Source organism: Bradyrhizobium sp. 170 (assembly GCF_023101085.1).
Taxonomy (GTDB): Bacteria; Pseudomonadota; Alphaproteobacteria; order Rhizobiales; family Xanthobacteraceae; genus Bradyrhizobium.
The window spans coordinates 2,477,227-2,494,690 of record NZ_CP064703.1 but is presented as its reverse complement, the minus strand read 5'-3'; the positions used below and the strand labels follow the sequence as shown (position 1 = coordinate 2,494,690).

Sequence of the window (17,464 nt, the reverse complement as noted above, 5' to 3'; positions counted from 1 at the left end):
CCAACAGAGATTTGTGTTCATGAAACTCACGCGCCTCCGCCTCCACGGTTTCAAGTCGTTCGTCGAAGCCACTGATTTCATGATCGAACCCGGCCTCACCGGCGTGGTCGGTCCGAATGGTTGCGGCAAGTCGAACCTGGTCGAGGCGCTGCGCTGGGCGATGGGCGAGACCTCGCACAAATCGCTGCGCGCCGCCGACATGGATGCCGTGATCTTCGCCGGTTCCGGCAACCGACCGGCGCGGAACCACGCCGAAGTTGTCATGACGATCGACAATTCCGATCGCACGGCGCCGGCCGCAGTCAATGATAGCCAGCTTCTTGAGATCTCTCGCCGCATCGAGCGCGAGGCGGGCTCGGCCTATCGCATCAACGGCCGCGACGTCCGCGCCCGCGATGTGCAGATCCTGTTTGCCGATGCCGCCACCGGTGCGCGTTCGCCGGCGCTGGTTCACCAGGGCAAGATCGGCGAGATCATTCAGGCGAAACCCGAACAACGCCGCCGCGTGCTGGAAGACGCCGCCGGCGTTGCCGGCCTGCACGCCCGCCGCCACGAAGCCGAGCTGCGGCTGAGGGCGGCCGAAACCAACCTCACCCGCGTCGAGGACGTGATCGGGCAATTGTCCGGCCAGATCGACGGGTTGAAGAAGCAGGCGCGCCAGGCGATTCGCTTCCGCGAAGTCGCCGCCAAGGTGCGCAAGGCCGAGGCCACGCTGTTCCATCTGCGCTGGCTGGAGGCCAACGCCGACGTTGCGGAGGCCGGGCATACCCACGACATCAACGTACGCGAAATGGCCGAGCGCACCCGCGAGCAGGCCGAGGCCGCACGCATCCAGGCGATCCGCGCCTCCGAACTCCCTGCCCTGCGCGAGGGCGAAGCCCGCGCCGCAGCGGGGCTGCAGCGCCTCACCAATGCGCGCGAACTGCTCGATCGCGAGGAAGAGCGCGCCAAGGAGCGCGTCGCCGAGCTCGACCGGCGGCTGACGCAGTTCGCCGCCGACATCGCGCGCGAACAGCAGCAGACGTCCGACGCCGAGATCGCGCTGCAGCGGCTCGACACCGAAGACGCCGAGTTGAAGGAAGAGATCAAGTCGCGCGTCGAAAAGCGCTCCGGCGTCGATGATCGCGTCTCGGAAGCGGAAGCGACGCTGGCCGCCGCCGAGCGCATGTTCGGCGAACTGACCACCGCACTCGCCGACCTCACCGCGAAGCGCAAACAGCTCGAAGCCGGCGTACGCACCCATCGCGACCGGTTGGCCCGACTCGATCAGGAAATCGCCAGCGTCCAGGCCGACGAGCAGAAGCTCAGCGACGAGACCGGCAATCTCGGTGACCTCGACGCGCTCGCCGCGGCCATGGAAACTGCGCAGGAAACGCTGGCCGCGTCCGAAGCCACAGCCCAAGCCAGCGAGACCGGTCACATCGCCGCGCGGCAGAAGCTCGAAGCCTCACGCGCGCCGCTCACCGAGGCCGACAAGCGCGTGCAGCGGCTGGAGACCGAAGCGCGCACGATTTCAAAACTCGTCAACGGCGAGACCAAGAATTTGTGGCCGCCGATCATCGACGGCGTCACTGTCACCAAGGGTTATGAAAAGGCGATCGGCGCCGTCCTCGGCGACGATCTTGACGCCCCCGTCGACCCCTCCGCGCCGATGCGCTGGACCAATGCGGGTGCGAGCTTCGACGATCCGTCGCTGCCGGCCGGCGTCGACCCGCTCGCCGCCCATGTCGAGGCGCCGTCCGAGCTGGCGCGTCGTCTCGCCCAGATCGGCGTCGTGCCGAAGGAGCGCGGCGCCGAACTGGTTTCGCAATTGAAGACCGGCCAGCGGCTGGTGTCGCTGGAAGGCGATGTCTGGCGCTGGGACGGATTTGTCGCGGCTGCGCATGCGCCGACCGGCGCCGCACGGCGTCTCGCCGAACGCGCGCGCCTCGTCGATATCGAACACGAGCTGGAGCAGGCCCGCACCGACGCCGCCAACAAGCGGCAGGCGCTCGAAGACGCCGAGGCCGAACTGAAGCAGGCCTCCGCCGCCGAGTCCGCCGCCCGCGAGGCCTGGCGTGCCGCGCAGCGCGAAGCCGATGCGACGCGCGAGCGCCATGCCACGACCGAGCGTGAGATCAATCGCCACGCCGCGCGCAAATCCGCGCTGACCGAAGCGCATACCCGTCTCGCCGCCGATCGCAGCGAGGCCGAGGCGGCGCATGAGAGCGCCAGCGCCGCGCTGGACGAGTTGCCGCCGACCGATGAGACCGAAGCCAGGCTCACCGCCGTTCGCACCGAGATTGACGGGCACCGTCGCTTTGCCGCGCAGGTGCGGGCCGAAGCCCAGGCGCTGGCGCGCGAGGCCGAACTGGCCGACAAGCGCGTGCAGGCGATAACGGCCGAACGCACCGAATGGCAGAACCGCAGGCAAAGCTCGGCCTCCCAGGTCGCCACCGTCGAGGCGCGTATCACCGAAGTGACGGCCGAGCGCGCCGAGCTTGAAGATGCACCGGCTCTGTTTGCCGAAAAGCGCCGCGCGCTGATCAACGAAATCGAATCCGCCGAAAGCGCCCGCCGCGTCGCCGCCGACGCGCTCGCCGCCGCCGAGAGCGTGATGGCGCAGACCGACCGCGAAGCCAAGGCATCGCTCGAAGCGCTCTCCTCTGCCCGCGAAGCCTGCGCCCGCGCCGAAGAACGCATGGAAGGCACCAAGCGCCGGCTTTCCGACATCGAGCGCGAAATCCACGACATGCTCGAAGTCGAGCCGCATGCGGTGGCGGCGCTCGCCGAGATCGAACCGGGGGCGGAACTGCCGCCGCTCAACGAGATCGAGGAAAACCTCGAAAAGCTGCGCCGCGACCGCGAACGCCTTGGCGCCGTCAATCTGCGCGCCGAGGAAGAGCTGCGCGAGGTCGAGACCCAGCACACCGCGCTGACCACCGAGCGTGACGATCTGGTCGAAGCCATCAAGCGGCTGCGCCAGGGCATCCAGAGCCTCAACAAGGAAGCCCGCGAGCGGCTGCTGACCTCGTTCGAAACCGTCAACGAGCATTTCAAGCGGCTGTTCACCGAACTGTTCGGCGGCGGCGAAGCCGCGCTTCATCTGATCGAGAGCGACGATCCCTTGGAAGCCGGTCTGGAAATCATCGCAAAACCGCCCGGCAAGAAGCCGCAGACGCTGTCGCTGCTTTCAGGCGGCGAGCAGGCACTGACCGCGCTGGCGCTGATTTTCGCGGTGTTCCTCACCAACCCGTCGCCGATCTGCGTGCTGGACGAAGTCGACGCACCGCTCGACGACCACAACGTCGAGCGTTTCTGCAACCTGCTGCACGAGATGACGTCGTCGACGGAAACCCGCTTCATCATCATCACGCATAACCCGATCACGATGGCGCGGATGAACCGGCTGTTCGGCGTCACCATGGCCGAACGCGGCGTCTCGCAACTGGTCTCGGTCGGCCTCGACGACGCGGTGAAGATCCTCGACCAGAACGTGGCGTGAGGCGCGCTGCCTCACCCAGTTGACGTCATCATCCGCGAAGGCGGATGATCCAGTACGCCGCGCTCTCTGTTGAAGCGCTCAACCGTCACGGCTTACTGGATGCCCCGCCTCCGCGGGGCATGACAACGATAGATGACCTCGCCCGACCTCCCCGCCGAACTGAAAGCCGCGCTCGACGGCAAGCTGCGCGGCTTTTCGCGCAGCGACGCTGCCGGCCGCGCAGCTTCGATCTCGAAAACCTATCGTGACGGCGGCGGCTCCGGCGGCATCCGGTCGGAAACCGATGCGCTCGCCTATGCGCTGGCGCGGATGCCCGCGACCTATGCCGCGGTCACGGCCAGCCTGAACGCGCTGGTCGAGATCAGGCCGGACTTCGCCCCGAATAGCCTGCTCGATGTCGGCGCCGGGCCGGGAACGGCGACTTGGGCGGCGACCGAAGCCTTTCCGTCGCTGAGGGACTTCACGCTGCTGGATGCCAACGACGCGTTGCGTGCGCTGGCGCTCGACCTCGTCAGCGACAGCTTTCGCCTGCGTGACATCAGCTACGAACGCGGCGAAGCCCGCGCGGCGCTGGCAAAGGCGGATGCCGCCGACCTCGTCATGGCGAGCTACCTGATAGGCGAGATCGGCGACGCCGAACAACGCGCACTCGCCGAACTGATGTGGGCAAAGACCCGCGACACGCTGCTCGTCGTCGAACCCGGCACGCCGGCGGGCTATGCCCGGATCATCGCACTGCGCGAGCATTTGATCGCACAGGGCGCGCACGTCGTGGCTCCCTGCCCGCATGACGGCAAATGCCCGCTGCAGCCACCGGACTGGTGCCATTTCACCCAGCGCCTGCAGCGCTCCCGCGCGCACAAGCAGGTCAAGGGTGCGGAGCTGCCGTTCGAGGACGAGCGATTCGCCTATGTTGCGCTGACGCGTGCGCCGGTCGCACGGCGGCCATCCCGCGTGCTGGCACAACCGGCCGCGAACAAGGTCGAAATAACAGCGAAGCTTTGCACCCCGGAAGGTCTCGTCCTCACAAAAGTGCCTCGCCGCGCCAAAGCGGATTACGCCGCCGCCCGCCGTTGGCGGTGGGGCGATGCCGTGACGGCGGAGAGCTGATTCAGACAGCGGTTTCCGTGCCCCGGATGCTGCGCAGCGCGCCGCTCTTGCGGCGTGGTGCGCTGCTGGTCTGGGACCCAGCTCTCCGAGCGGCGATGGGTCCCGGCTCTGCGGTGCATCGTCAAGAGACGCTGCACCGCAGAGCCGGGACACGACCGAATTGAACTTATCCCGCCCCACTTCCGACTAAAGCCATGCCCCAAGGTGTCCTTCAAGCCGCGGCGGGCTGCCGCACGCCCGGTTTTTCGTCTAGTTTCCCTGTCTTTTCGTCCCACAGGAGTTGTCCGTCATGTCGACCGGCTGGATCGTTCTCGGCGTCATCGTCATCATCGTGCTGTTTGCCTTCGGCGCGTATAACCGCCTGGTCGCGCTCAGCCAGCGCGTCAGTCAGGCCTTTGCCGACATCGACGTCCAGCTCAAGCAGCGCCACGACCTGATCCCGAACCTGGTCGAGACCGTCAAGGGCTACGCCTCGCACGAGCGCGGCACGCTCGACGACGTCATCAAGGCGCGCAATTCCGCGATGTCGGCGCAGGGGCCGGCGCAGGTGTCCGCCGCCGAGAACCAGTTGAGCGGCGCGCTCGGGCGCCTGATCGCGCTGTCGGAGGCCTATCCGGACCTCAAGGCCAACGCCAACTTCCAGCAGCTTGCGAGCGAACTGTCCGACCTCGAAAACAAGATCGCGGCCAGCCGCCGCTTCTTCAACAACGCGGTCCAGGAATACAACACCGGCATTCAGCAGCTTCCCGCGGCGCTGTTTGCCGGCATGTTCGGCTTCACCCGCAAGGAATTCTTCGACCTCGGCGCCAGCCGCACCGAAGTCGAGACGGTGCCGACTGTGAAGTTCTAGGCCCGAAGCGATCCGGCAGAGCAATCCATCATGGCCGCCTACGGTCTCTACACGCATATCGCATCGAACAAGTTTCGTTCGATGCTGATGCTCGCGGGCCTGTTTCTGCTGATCTACGTGCTGGTGTTTGCCGGCGCGCTGGTCGCCGAAGCGCTGATGTACAGCGGCCAATCGGTCGGCTTTTACCTGATGCGCGCCTCGCGCGATCTGATCGCGGCCTCCCCCTACGCCACGATCGCCGCCGTGCTGTGGATCGTGATCGCCTACTTCTTCCACCAGAACATGATCGACGCCGTGACCGGCGGCGAGAGCGTGACGCGGCAGCAGCAGCCGCGGCTCTATAATCTCCTGGAAAATCTCTGCATCTCGCGCGGCATCCCGATGCCGAAGCTGAAGGTGATGGACAGCCCGGCGCTGAACGCATTCGCAAGCGGCCTCAACCAGCGGCAATACGCCGTTACGGTCACATCGGGGCTTCTGGAGGCACTCAACGACCAGGAAATCGAGGCCGTGCTCGGCCACGAGCTGACACATATCCGCAATGGTGACGTTCAGTTGATGGTGATCGCGGTCATCATCGCCGGCGTGGTCGGCTTCTTCGGCGAGCTGTTCTTTCGCATGTTCACCAACCTGTCGTGGAATTCCAGCGGCAGCGGCGGATCGTCGTCATCTTCGGCCTCGTCATCATCGTCCGACCGTGACAGCAAGGGGGGCGGCGGCGCGATCATCGCGATCATCATCGCGGTGGCGCTGATCCTGCTGGCCTGGCTGTTGTCGCAGGTCGTCAAGCTGGCGCTATCGCGGTCACGCGAATTGCTGGCCGACGCCGGTTCGGTCGAACTGACCAAAAATCCCGATGCCATGATCACGGCGCTGCGCAAGATCGAGAACCGCGGCGAGCTTCCCGGCGCAACCTCGGCGGTCATGGAGCTCTGCGTCGACAATCCGCGCGAGGGATTTGCCGACCTGTTCGCGACCCATCCGTCGGTGGACAGGCGCGTCAAGGCGCTGGTGCAGTTCGCCGGCGGCCATGATCCCGGACCGCTGGCCTTGCCCTCGGAGACGGCGGACGAATCCGATGAGCCGGAGGAATCGGCCGCCGGGCAACTCCAACCGCCGGTTCCCCGCGGCCCCTGGAACGATGCCAGCCAGCCCGCCGGCGCTCCGGGCGCTCGTCCCGGCCCCTCAGAGGGCCCTTGGGGCCCCCACCGCTGAGCAGCCGCCCTGTCGCCGGTCCCGGATTAACGAATTCGGTATGAATAACGGCGATGGCCGTCCAAGGAATTGAATTATCCCTTGTTTCTGCCATGTTCGCGCCCAAAGCAGGGAATGGGGCCTACCGATCGCTCCCGCGATCGGGGACGTTGTTCAAGGGAATTCCATGGCAAAGCCAGTCGTGATTGTGGTGGGCGCGGACAAGGGCGGGGTCGGCAAGACGACCGTGTCGCGGACGCTCCTGGATTATTTCAGCGCCAACAACGTGCCGACCCGGGCGTTCGACACCGAATCGCCGCGCGGCACCTTGATGCGCTTCCACCCCGACATCACCGAGATCGTCGACATGACGACGACCTCGGACCAGATGAAGATCTTCGATACGCTGAACGCGGCCAGCCCCTCCGTCACCGTGATCGACGTCCGCGCCGGACTGCTGTCGCCGGCGCTGGCCTCGCTGCGCGACATCGGCTTTCTCGATGCGGCCAAGGCCGGACAGATCACCTTCGCCGTGTTCCATATACTGGGACCCTCGATCGCCTCGCTGGATGAAATCGCCGAGACCGCGAATTTCATGCAGGGCGCCAAATACTTCCTGGTGAAGAACTTCATCAACGACACCCAGTTCTTCCAGTGGGACCAGGCGACCTACAATTCCTATTTCCACCGCATCAAGGACGCCACCGAACTCACGATCCCCAAGCTCAATGAAATGGCCTATGAGCAGGTCGAGGTTTCCTCGGTGCCGTTCCTCAAATTCGTCGCCAACAAGGGCAAGGAGGACGAAGCCGCGAACTACTCGTTCGTGCTGCGCGGCTATGTCCGGCACTGGCTCGCCAACGTCTGGAGCGAGTTCGACCGTATCAAGCTGACCGATCTGGTCGGCGCCAAGCCTGGCGTGCGCGGCGGTGAAAAATAGTCGCGCACCCGCCGCGATGGGGGCTGGATTAGGCGAAAATTTCCTTTGATATAGCGGGTGATGAACCCCACGCCTGTCTACATCATCTGCTCGCCCCGGCCGCTGGTCGGCAAGACGCTGCTCGCGCGGCTCTTGAGCGAATTCCTGCTGCTGAAAGACGGCACGGTGTCCTCCTTCGACATCAACCTGAAGGAACCGTCGCTGCTCGAATATCTGCCGCGCCTGACCGAGACAGCCGAGGTCATGGACACCTTTGGCAAGATGCAGCTCATGGACCGCCTGATCGTCAATGACGGTGTCGCCAAGGTGATCGACCTCGGCTTTCATGCGTTCGACGAGTTCTTCAAGATGACCAACGAGATCGGCTTCCTGAAAGAGGCCGCGCGGCGCAGCGTCGCGCCGATCATCCTGTTCGTGGCCGATACCGACCGCGTTTCCGCGCGCGCCTATCCGACGTTACGGGAGCAGATCCCGCTGAAAGCGCTGATTACGATCGACAACGAGTATGTGGTGCGTGGCGAACTGCCCGAGGCGATGGGCTTGGGGCGGGTGCTGCGAATAACGGCCCTGCCCTCGTTCCTGAAAACCTATGTCGACCGGCTGACCTTTTCCTTCACCGACTATTTGCGCAACGAACGTGATTCATCGACCGAGTTGCACCAGTGGATCCGCAGGAACTACACCAGCTTTCGGGAGCTTGAGTTCAGCCTGCTCGCGCAGCGGTCGTGAACCACTGCGACGGGTGCCAAATCATAATATTACCCGGGTAATATTGACGTAACCCGCCTTGTCTGGTATCGCCTTCGCCTGACCAACTGGCGAGGCCGACCCTATGACATCAGACAGAAAGGCCGCCATCGCCGCCTACAAGGAGCGGAAAACCTTCGCAGGGGTTTTCGTCATCCGCTGCAAGGCCTCGGTGCAGGTATGGGTCGGCAGGACGCCCAATCTGGAGAAGATCCAGAACCGGATCTGGTTCACGCTGCGCCAGGGCAGCCACCCCTGCCGCACCCTGCAGGCGGCGTGGACCGCGCATGGGCCTGACAGCCTGACGTTCGAGGAATGCGAACGGCTGGAAGAGGAAGAGACGTCCTACATCCGCGATACGTTGCTGAAGGAACGCGCGCTGCATTGGCGGTCGCAGCTCAATGCAGAAGCGGTGTGACGTTGTTGTCGTCCCTGCGAACGTAGGGACCCATACCGCGTTGCTCTCGCGATGAAGACGAGACGGCTGACATCTTCCCCACCAACTACCGACGGTGGCTATGGGTCCCCGCGTTCGCAGGGACGACGTGGGGAGAGTTTGGAGCGAAGAAAACTCAATGCCCCTCGAACGCCATCAGCGTCCGCACCGGCACTTCCATCGCGCGCAGCTTGGCGGAGCCGCCCAAATCCGGCAGGTCGATGATGAAACAGGCGGCGACCACGTTCGCGCCAATCTGACGCAGCAGTTTCACCGCGCCCTCGGCGGTGCCGCCGGTGGCGATGAGATCGTCGACCAGAATCACGCGCTCGCCGGGCTGGATTGCATCGACGTGCATCTCCATTTCATCAAGGCCGTATTCCAGCGAATACGCAATCCGCACGGTGGTGTGCGGCAGCTTGCCTTTCTTGCGGATCGGCACGAAGCCGGCGGAGACCTGATGCGCCACCGCGCCGCCCAGGATGAATCCCCTCGCCTCGATGCCGGCGACCTTGTCGATCTTCAATCCCGCCCAGGGCTGCACCAGTTCGTCCACCGCCCGGCGGAAAGCGCGCGCATCCGCCAGCAGGGTGGTGATGTCGCGAAACAGGATGCCCTTCTTCGGGTAATCCGGAATGGTGCGGACGGTGGCTTTCAGATCATGATCGAATGTCATCGGTATCTCGCAATCCTCAATTGACGGGTACGCTCAGACGAAACGCGTTCTCGACGATCCGCAGTCCCACCTCGCCGCCGAGCGACATCAGCGATTCCGGGTGAAACTGCACGCCGCCGACCGGCAGGGTCTTGTGTTCGATCGCCATCGCGACGCCGTCCTCGGTGGTCGCGGTGACCTCAAGAACTTCCGGCACGCTGTCGCGCTCGACATAGAGCGAATGGTAGCGGCCGATCACGATTTCATTGGGCAGGTTGTGCATCAGCCGTCCGCCGCGCACCTGAACCCGCGACGGCCGTCCATGCGCGGGGTGGGTGAGCTGGCCGAGCTGGCCGCCGAAATATTCGCCGATCGCCTGCACGCCGAGACAGACGCCGAAGATCGGCAGTTTTCGGTCGAGCGCCGTCCCGATGGTTTTCGAAATCCCGAAATCCTCAGGGCGACCCGGGCCTGGTGAGAGCACCAGCAAATCCCAGTTCTTCTTCAGCATTTCCTGGGCATGCACATGCCGGACCACGGTGACGGTTGCGCCGACTTGGCGGAAATAATCCGCCAGCATGTGCACGAAACTGTCGTCGTGATCGATCAGCAGCACCTTGCGGCCCGAGCCGGTGGCATCGGGCGCAAACGCCGATAGCGGTTTTGGCGCGTCGCCGCGCAGCGCCTGGAACAGCGCCGCCGCCTTGACCTGGCACTCGCGGTCTTCGGCGGCAGGATCTGAATCGAACAGACAGGTGGCGCCGACGCGCACTTCAGCCAGGCCGTCCTTCATACGGATGGTGCGGATGGTCAGCCCGGTATTAATGCTGCCGTCGAAATTCACCGCACCGATCGCGCCGGCGTACCAGCGCCGCGACGAACGCTCATTGTCCTCGACGAACTGCATGGCCCATAATTTCGGCGCACCGGTCACGGTGACTGCCCAGGCATGAGTCAGGAAGGCGTCGAGCGCATCGAATCCCGGGCGCAGCATGCCTTCGACATGATCGACGGTATGGAACAGCTTTGAATAGGTCTCGATCTGCCGCCGTGCCAGAACCTTGATCGTCCCCGGCACGCACACCCGCGCCTTGTCGTTGCGGTCGACGTCGGTGCACATGTTGAGTTCGAACTCGTCCTTCTCCGAGTTCAAGAGCTGCCTGATCTGCTCGGCATCGCCGATCGCGTCGACGCCGCGCGCGATGGTGCCCGAGATCGGGCAGGTCTCGACCCGGCGACCGTCTGAGCGCACGAACATTTCCGGCGAGGCCGACACCAGAAATTCGCCGTCGCCGAGATTCATCAGCGCGCCATAAGGCGACGGGTTGATACGACAAAGCCGCTGAAACACTTCGGCCGGCGAGCGCTCGCAGGACTCGGCGAAGAGCTGCCCGGGCACCGCCTCGAACAGATCGCCGCGCGCGAATGCCGCGCGCGCGACCTCGACGGTGGCCTGATATTCGCCGGGCGCGTGGTCGGCAAAGCCCTGCCGCGGCGTCCTGGCGTAAACGCTCTCGGCGGTGTCGCGCGGCAGACCCTTGGTGGATTTTCCTTTCCAGGTGAAATCATAGCTCAGCACCACGCCGCGGCCGGTGGCGCGGTCGTAGGCCAAGAGGCGATCCGGCACATACAGCACGATGTCGCGCTGGTCGCTCTCCCGCGCCCGCTTCTGCACGAGGTCTTCGATCTGGAAGACGAGATCATAGGCGAAGGCGCCGAACAGGCCGAGCAGCGGATCGTCATTGGCTGACAAGGCGGCGACGAGATCGCGCACCAGCGACATCACGCTGGCGCGGCGGGTGCGCTGGTCTTCCTCGACCGGCGCCGCGCCGCGGATGATGTGACCGGCCAGCCGCGTTGGGCTTCGCTCCGAAATGACCACGCAGGGCTCGCGCAGCACGTCGCCGAGAAATGCGATCAGCACTTCGCCGCGCGCATTCAGCGCAGAAAGCGAAAAGTCAGAGCCAGCGGTTTCCAGCACCAGCGGCGGATCGGCAAAGCCGAGGTCGAAACTCTCGTAGCGGCCCGGCACCGTGGTGCCGGAGGACAGCACCACGCCGCGGCGGCGGTCGAGCAACTCGATCAGGTTATCGAGGCGCCTGGCGTTGCCGGCGAACTGCTCGACGGCGCGCGAAATCGCGAGGCCACCGCTGGTCCGGTAGTCGCTGTGCTCGGGCATGGAGAAGGCTGTCCTGTTCATGTGATCCTCTTACGAAACTTCGGGAGGGAGCGCCACACAGGACAAACGAAGGGACCGTCGCACTGCGATGGCGACCTTCGACGATTAAAAAAATGAAATCGCACCGGCCACCTCTTTAAGAGGTGCGCCACCAAAGACGGGATGGGCTGATAACGGTGTTCATGGGAGCCTAATCACATCCGCCGCTGACGATGTCAAGGGAGGGGCCGGCCGGGACGCCCCGTCCCGAGCCCCACCCCGGGGTGTCGGAAAGCGGAAAACTTGCGTAGGATTTGAGCAAGCAGCGGCGCTTTCCGGCGCGCAAAGATTGCAAACAAGGGAGACAGGCGATGGCATTGCTGGGTCTGGGATATGCCGGTTTCGGATCTGATAACCTCGAGGACTGGCGGCAGTTCGGGACCGGCCTAGTCGGGCTGCAGGCGGTCGAGCGCGGCAATTCGCTGCTGGCGTTCCGGATGGACGACCGCAAGCAGCGCATCGTCATCGACCGCGCGATGGGCGAAGGCGCGCGTTTCTTCGGCTGGGAGGTCGCCGACGCGGCGGCGCTGGATGCGCTGGCGGCGCGGCTGGAGAAAGCCGGCGTGTCTGTCACCGCCGAACCGCAGACGCTGGCCGATGCCAGGCGCGTCCGCAGCCTGATTTCGTTTCGCGATCCCGCCGGTAATCGCCTGGAAGCCTTTCACGGCGCCGAGATCGACGATACGCCCTTCATGCCGGGACGATCGATTTCGGGATTCCGCACCGGCCCGCTCGGGCTCGGGCATGCCGTGCTGACGGTCGAGAATATCGAGCCGGTCATGGCATTCTATGTCGACGTGCTCGGCTTCGGCCTCTCCGACTACATCTCAAAACCGTTCCGCGCCTATTTCTTCCATATCAACGCGCGGCATCACAGCCTCGCGCTGATCGAGACCGGCAGGAACGGCATGCACCATCTGATGGTGGAGCTGTTCTCGCTCGACGATGTCGGCCAGTGCTACGATATCGCACTGACGCAGGAAGATCGCGTCGGCGTCACGCTCGGCCGGCACACCAACGATTTCATGACCTCGTTCTACGCCAAAACGCCCTCGTCCTTCATGATCGAATGCGGCTGGGGCGGCCGCGAGATCGATCCCGCGAGGTGGCAGCCGGTCGAGATGCATGACGGGCCCAGCCTGTGGGGACACGAGCGCGTCTGGCTGCCGCCGGAAGACCGCGCGGTCGCGCGCGAGATGCGCCTGCGAGCGGCGGCGTCAGGACTGCGGGCGCCGGTGCAGGTGATGGAAGGCAATTACAAGCTGATGTCGGGGACGTGCGCGTGGTGGGATGGGGTGCGCGAAAGCGGTTCTCGCTAGCGGACCGATCCCTGTATTTCTGTCGGCGCATCGCGGCGCGCATGTCGAACGTGAACGATGACTAGGTCGTCCCCTCGAACGCTGTGGTAGACGAGGTAAGGATAGTGGGCCGTCGGGAACACCCGAACACCGGAGATGTCCGTCTCTCGCCCCAAACCAGGATATTCCGCCAACAGGCGGCTCGTGGCGCGTATTTGAGCCGAAACGGCAGTTGCCGCGCGCGGGCTGTGTTGCGCAATATACTGGTAGATTTCCGCGATATCAGTGCGGGCACGCGGAGCGTACCGCAGTCTCACAGGCCACACTTTTTCCAGAGGTCAGCCATTTCCTTATCGCTCGCGAACTCCCCGCGCGTGGCCTGTCCGAGACCTTCAAGTACCGCGGCGCGATGGGCCTCGGGCACAATAAACGGATCGCTCCCGGCCGCAGCAATCTGCTCCAGCACTTCAGCGACATAGGCTTGCCGATCCTCAGGGAGCTTGCGCACCTTTTCGATGGCGTCTTCGAGAACCTTGGTCATTGGGGCAATCTATATCAACTCGAGATGAATTGCGAGATGGGGTACTCTCGCCGCATGCGAATGCGGTTGCTATGGTCTGCCCGCCTGCTCCCGGTAACACCCCTGCTCGATCTCTTCGATCAGCTCGCGCGCGTTCGGCTTCCAGCCCAGCTGTCGCGCGCGCTTCGCCTGCACCCGGCTGTTGGACGCCATCGTATCCTCCGTGGTGCCTTCACCCCATTCGGCAGCCGCTTCTGCCATCGACATCGCCGTGGGCGGTCCCGAAAAACCCAGCATGCGGTTGATGGCCTCGCAGGCTTCGCGCATCGAATTCTCGCCGTTCTCGGCGAAATAGAACGCTCCCGCCGGCGCCTTTTCGATCGCAAGCGCGTAGAGCGCCACGAGGTCGCCGATATGCACGTTCGACCAGATGTTCTCGCCAGGTCCGGCGTGCGCCGCGTTGCCGCGCTTTTTTGCCAGCCCGATCAGCAACGGCACCTGCACGCTGTCAGGTCCGGCGCCAAGGCCAACGCCGTAGATCAGGCTCGGGCAGATGATGACCGGCCGGCAGCCCTTGTCGCGATGGGAGAGAATGAATTCGTTCAGCGCGACCCGCGCCGCGCGCGCTGGCGACGGCGTGACTGGCGTGTCTTCGTCGAAGATTGCATCCGACTGCTCGCCCTTGGTGCGCGTGCCGACAATGCTCGATCCCGATGTATGGATGAACGGCTTGCCGCTACCGGCGAGTGCGCCAAGCAGGCTTTCGACCGCGCCCTTGTGATCGGCGCTCGCCGCATTGATGACGACGTCGGCAGCCCGCGCCGCTTGCGCCAGAGTTTCGCCGTCATCCAGCATCCCCAGCAAGGGCTGGATGCCTCGGGCGCGAACGGCGTCGGCCTTTTCAGGCGACCGAACCAATCCGGTCACCTGATGTCCGGCGGCGATGAGATGCGCCGCGACCGATCCGCCGATATAGCCCGACGCGCCCGTGCAGAAGATTTTCATTCCTGAACCTCAAGCGGGCCGTGCTGAGCTCGGCGATGGCTGGCGCATCCGACGCGCATCGCAGCTCACCCGAGATGCTTGTTGAAAAATTCCGTCGCCCTGCCCCAAGCGAGCTCCGCGGCCTGGCGATCATGCACCGACTGCCGCTGCTCGTTGACGAAGGCGTGCTCGGCGTCATAGCGGAACAATTCGAGCGACTTGCCGGCGGCCTTCATGCCCTGCTCGAAGGCATCCACCACCTGCGGCGTGCACCAGTCGTCCTTGTTGGCGAAATGGGCCTGCAATGGAATCGTCACATCCGCGGGCTTTGCCGCCTGCTCCGGCGGAATGCCGTAGAACACCACGCCGGCCGCAAGCTCCGGAATCTTGGTGGCGCCGATGATGGTCACCGCACCGCCGAGGCAGAAACCGGTCAACCCGACCTTGGCGCCGTTGCGCGACAGGTATTGCGCGGCGCCGCGCACGGTCTGCGTGGTGGCGTCCATGAAATCCAGCGAGTTCATCTCTTTGCCGGCCGCGTCCGTGTCGTGATACGGCACCACCGTGCCCTTGTAGAGATCGGGCGCCAGCGCATCGAAGCCCGCCGCCGCGAACCGGTCACACAGGCCCTTGATCTGGTCCTGCAGGCCCCACCATTCCTGGATCACGACCACGCCCGGCGCATTGCCGCGCGCAGCGTTGGCGAGGTAGCCGCTGGCATCCTTGCCGTCCGGCCGCTTGAAAGTGATGCTGGTACCCATGGGTTCCTCCGCGCTGATTTCTGGATGATTGACCGGCATTTTGTCCGCAGTGCGTTCCGGAAGCAATCGCTCGATCCGCTCGCCCGCGTCAGTTCAGGCCAACAAAGTCGGATCAGGGCAACAAAAAAGCCCCCGCAGGGGCTTTTCCGAAATTCGCGATGACGAGCTGATCAGTGGGCGTTGGCCCAGACCTTCTTCTTGGTGAAGTACAGAAGCACGGTGAGCAGGATCAGGAACACGAACACCTGCAGGCCGAGCGCCTTGCGCGCTTCCATGTGCGGCTCCGCGGCCCACATCAGGAACGTGGTGACGTCCTTGGCGTATTGCGCGACCGTCGCCGGCGAGCCGTCGTCGTAAGTAACCTGGCCGTCGTTCAACGGCTTCGGCATCTTGATGGCATGGCCCGGGAAATACTTGTTGTAGCTGGACCCTTCCGGCAGCGTGACGCCGGCCGGGGCCTTGTCCTCATAGCCCTGCAGCAGCGCGGCAACGTAGTCCGGGCCCTGCTCCTGGTACTGTGTGAAGAAGTCGATCAGGAACATCGGGAAGCCGCGGCCGTAGGAACGCGCCTTGGTGATCAGCGACAGGTCCGGGGGATATGCGCCGCCATTAGCCGCGCGGGCTGCCTGCTCGTTCGGGAACGGCGACGGGAAATAGTCCGCCGGCCGGCCCGGCCGCTCGAACATATCGCCCTGGTCGTTCGGGCCGTCCTTGACCTTGTATTCGGAGGCGAACGCCTGGGCCTGCGCCACCGAGTAGCCGGGACCGCCGGCTTCGGCGAGGTTGCGGAACGCGACAAACGAGAGGCCATGGCAGGACGCGCAGACTTCCTTGTAGACCTTCAGGCCGCGCTGCAATGCGCCGCGATCGAACTTGCCGAAGGGGCCGGCGAACGACCACTTCTCCGCCGGCGGTTTGGTGCCACCTTCGGCAGCGCGGGCGCTCTCGGCGCCGCCCAACAGCAAGCCGCCGGCGACCAGAAGGGCAATCACGCTCGACACCATCGGCGCAGCCTTGCGGCCGGTCTTCGCCAGCACGTCATCGGCGATCGAGTTCGGCACCGGACGCGGCTTCTCGATCCGGCTCAAGAGCGGCAGCAGGATGAGGAAGTAGGCAAAGTAGAGGAAGGTCAGAATGCGGCCGACGATGACATAGATGCCTTCCGGCGGCTGGGCGCCGAGATAGCCGAGCCCGATGCAGACCACGACGAACATCCAGAAGAACTGCTTGGCCAGCGGGCGGTACTTCGACGAGCGCGTTTTGGCGCTGTCGAGCCAGGGTAGGAACGCCAGGATGAGGATCGCCCCGAACATTGCAACGACGCCGGCGAGCTTGTTCGGGATCGAGCGCAGGATCGCGTAGAACGGCAGGTAGTACCATTCCGGCACGATATGCGCGGGCGTCACGGCCGGATTGGCCGGAATGTAGTTCTCGGCGTCGCCGAGATAGTTCGGCATGTAGAAGATGAACCAGGCGAAGAACAGCAGGAAGCAGGAGACGCCGAACATGTCCTTCATGGTCGCGTAGGGCGTGAACGCCACCGTGTCCTTTTCGGTCTTCGGCTCGACGCCGGCCGGATTGTTCTGGCCCGCCACGTGCAGCGCCCAGATGTGCAGGACGACGACGCCCGCGATCACGAACGGCAGCAGATAGTGCAGCGAGAAGAAGCGGTTCAGCGTGGGATTGCCGACCGAGTAGCCGCCCCACAGCAGCGTCACGATGCTCTCGCCGAAATAGGGCACGGCCGAGAACAGGTTGGTGATGACGGTGGCGCCCCAGAAGCTCATCTGGCCCCACGGCAGCACGTAGCCCATGAACCCGGTCGCCATCATCAGGAGATAGATGATGACACCGAGGATCCACAGCACTTCACGCGGCTCCTTGTACGACCCGTAATAGAGGCCGCGGAACATGTGGATGTAGACGGCGAAGAAGAACATCGAGGCGCCGGAGGCGTGGATGTTGCGCAGCAGCCAGCCGTAGTTGACGTCGCGGACGATCAGTTCGACCGATTTGAAAGCGAGGTCGGCATGCGGCGTGTAGTGCATCGCCAGGATCACGCCGGTCAGGATCTGCACGCCCAGCATCAACGAAAGGATGGCGCCGAACGTCCACCAGTAGTTCAGGTTACGCGGCGTCGGATACGCCACGAACGAGGAGTGCATGAGTCCCATGATCGGGAGGCGCCGTTCGATCCACTTCAAGGCGGGATTGGTCGGCTGGAAATCGGATGGTCCGCTCATTGATGCGATCCTGAGGAAGTAAAA

At 64.5% G+C, this 17,464-nt stretch carries 14 protein-coding genes; 8 read left to right on the top strand and 6 right to left on the bottom strand.

Going from position 1 to position 17,464, the window contains the following annotated elements:
- Positions 1–19: 19 nt before the first annotated feature.
- The 7 genes from smc to IVB05_RS11590 all read left to right on the top strand — a co-directional run bounded on the left by smc (position 20) and on the right by IVB05_RS11590 (position 8,743).
- Positions 20–3,484 carry a chromosome segregation protein SMC gene (smc, locus tag IVB05_RS11620; protein WP_247784327.1) on the top strand — a complete coding sequence of 1,155 codons (3,465 nt, stop codon included), beginning with the start codon at positions 20–22 and terminating at the stop codon, positions 3,482–3,484.
- Positions 3,485–3,616: 132 nt separating this feature from the next.
- On the top strand, positions 3,617–4,594 hold the full coding sequence (locus IVB05_RS11615) for a small ribosomal subunit Rsm22 family protein (protein WP_247784325.1): 978 nt from the start codon (positions 3,617–3,619) through the stop codon (positions 4,592–4,594).
- Positions 4,595–4,883: 289 nt separating this feature from the next.
- Complete coding sequence (locus tag IVB05_RS11610; RefSeq protein WP_247784324.1) at positions 4,884–5,444, top strand: LemA family protein; 561 nt, start codon at positions 4,884–4,886, stop codon at positions 5,442–5,444.
- Between the two features lie 30 nt (positions 5,445–5,474).
- Complete coding sequence (locus tag IVB05_RS11605) at positions 5,475–6,659, top strand: M48 family metalloprotease (protein WP_247784323.1); 1,185 nt, start codon at positions 5,475–5,477, stop codon at positions 6,657–6,659.
- A 166-nt stretch (positions 6,660–6,825) separates the two neighbouring features.
- Positions 6,826–7,578 (top strand): hypothetical protein, encoded by a 753-nt coding sequence (locus IVB05_RS11600; RefSeq protein ID WP_212420282.1) that lies wholly within the window; start codon positions 6,826–6,828, stop codon positions 7,576–7,578.
- A 60-nt stretch (positions 7,579–7,638) separates the two neighbouring features.
- Complete coding sequence (locus tag IVB05_RS11595) at positions 7,639–8,307, top strand: hypothetical protein (RefSeq protein WP_247784322.1); 669 nt, start codon at positions 7,639–7,641, stop codon at positions 8,305–8,307.
- 103 nt (positions 8,308–8,410) lie between these two features.
- Complete coding sequence (locus IVB05_RS11590) at positions 8,411–8,743, top strand: GIY-YIG nuclease family protein (protein WP_247784321.1); 333 nt, start codon at positions 8,411–8,413, stop codon at positions 8,741–8,743.
- A gap of 154 nt (positions 8,744–8,897) precedes the next feature.
- Here IVB05_RS11590 and IVB05_RS11585 read toward each other — a convergent pair whose 3' ends face one another.
- Together IVB05_RS11585 and IVB05_RS11580 are read right to left on the bottom strand one after the other, a co-directional pair.
- Complete coding sequence (locus IVB05_RS11585; RefSeq protein WP_247784319.1) at positions 8,898–9,437, bottom strand: adenine phosphoribosyltransferase; 540 nt, start codon at positions 9,435–9,437, stop codon at positions 8,898–8,900.
- Between the two features lie 16 nt (positions 9,438–9,453).
- On the bottom strand, positions 9,454–11,616 hold the full coding sequence (locus tag IVB05_RS11580; protein WP_247784317.1) for an anthranilate synthase component I: 2,163 nt from the start codon (positions 11,614–11,616) through the stop codon (positions 9,454–9,456).
- A gap of 329 nt (positions 11,617–11,945) precedes the next feature.
- On the opposite strand from IVB05_RS11580, the gene IVB05_RS11575 reads away from it, so the two are divergent.
- Positions 11,946–12,953: a VOC family protein gene (locus tag IVB05_RS11575; RefSeq protein WP_247784310.1), complete on the top strand. Its 1,008-nt coding sequence runs from the start codon at positions 11,946–11,948 to the stop codon at positions 12,951–12,953.
- Positions 12,954–13,245: 292 nt separating this feature from the next.
- Here IVB05_RS11575 and IVB05_RS11570 read toward each other — a convergent pair whose 3' ends face one another.
- The 4 genes from IVB05_RS11570 to IVB05_RS11555 all read right to left on the bottom strand — a co-directional run bounded on the left by IVB05_RS11570 (position 13,246) and on the right by IVB05_RS11555 (position 17,440).
- The gene (locus tag IVB05_RS11570) at positions 13,246–13,473 is read right to left on the bottom strand and encodes a hypothetical protein (protein WP_108522509.1); all 228 of its coding nucleotides are present in this window, start codon (positions 13,471–13,473) and stop codon (positions 13,246–13,248) included.
- A 69-nt stretch (positions 13,474–13,542) separates the two neighbouring features.
- Entirely contained in the window at positions 13,543–14,457 is a 915-nt protein-coding gene (locus IVB05_RS11565; protein WP_247784305.1) for an NAD-dependent epimerase/dehydratase family protein, read from the bottom strand.
- Positions 14,458–14,522: 65 nt separating this feature from the next.
- Entirely contained in the window at positions 14,523–15,197 is a 675-nt protein-coding gene (locus tag IVB05_RS11560; RefSeq protein WP_247784303.1) for a dienelactone hydrolase family protein, read from the bottom strand.
- A gap of 170 nt (positions 15,198–15,367) precedes the next feature.
- A complete protein-coding gene (locus IVB05_RS11555) occupies positions 15,368–17,440 on the bottom strand; it encodes a cytochrome c1 (protein WP_247784302.1) in 2,073 nt (690 codons plus the stop codon).
- Positions 17,441–17,464 lie beyond the last annotated feature (24 nt).

Coding starts and splice junctions, on each gene's coding strand:
- smc (WP_247784327.1), top strand. CDS start 20: ATGAAACTCACGCGCCTCCGCCTCCACGGTTTCAAGTCGTTCGTCGAA.
- IVB05_RS11615 (WP_247784325.1), top strand. CDS start 3,617: ATGACCTCGCCCGACCTCCCCGCCGAACTGAAAGCCGCGCTCGACGGC.
- IVB05_RS11610 (WP_247784324.1), top strand. CDS start 4,884: ATGTCGACCGGCTGGATCGTTCTCGGCGTCATCGTCATCATCGTGCTG.
- IVB05_RS11605 (WP_247784323.1), top strand. CDS start 5,475: ATGGCCGCCTACGGTCTCTACACGCATATCGCATCGAACAAGTTTCGT.
- IVB05_RS11600 (WP_212420282.1), top strand. CDS start 6,826: ATGGCAAAGCCAGTCGTGATTGTGGTGGGCGCGGACAAGGGCGGGGTC.
- IVB05_RS11595 (WP_247784322.1), top strand. CDS start 7,639: ATGAACCCCACGCCTGTCTACATCATCTGCTCGCCCCGGCCGCTGGTC.
- IVB05_RS11590 (WP_247784321.1), top strand. CDS start 8,411: ATGACATCAGACAGAAAGGCCGCCATCGCCGCCTACAAGGAGCGGAAA.
- IVB05_RS11585 (WP_247784319.1), bottom strand. CDS start 9,437: ATGACATTCGATCATGATCTGAAAGCCACCGTCCGCACCATTCCGGAT.
- IVB05_RS11580 (WP_247784317.1), bottom strand. CDS start 11,616: ATGAACAGGACAGCCTTCTCCATGCCCGAGCACAGCGACTACCGGACC.
- IVB05_RS11575 (WP_247784310.1), top strand. CDS start 11,946: ATGGCATTGCTGGGTCTGGGATATGCCGGTTTCGGATCTGATAACCTC.
- IVB05_RS11570 (WP_108522509.1), bottom strand. CDS start 13,473: ATGACCAAGGTTCTCGAAGACGCCATCGAAAAGGTGCGCAAGCTCCCT.
- IVB05_RS11565 (WP_247784305.1), bottom strand. CDS start 14,457: ATGAAAATCTTCTGCACGGGCGCGTCGGGCTATATCGGCGGATCGGTC.
- IVB05_RS11560 (WP_247784303.1), bottom strand. CDS start 15,197: ATGGGTACCAGCATCACTTTCAAGCGGCCGGACGGCAAGGATGCCAGC.
- IVB05_RS11555 (WP_247784302.1), bottom strand. CDS start 17,440: ATGAGCGGACCATCCGATTTCCAGCCGACCAATCCCGCCTTGAAGTGG.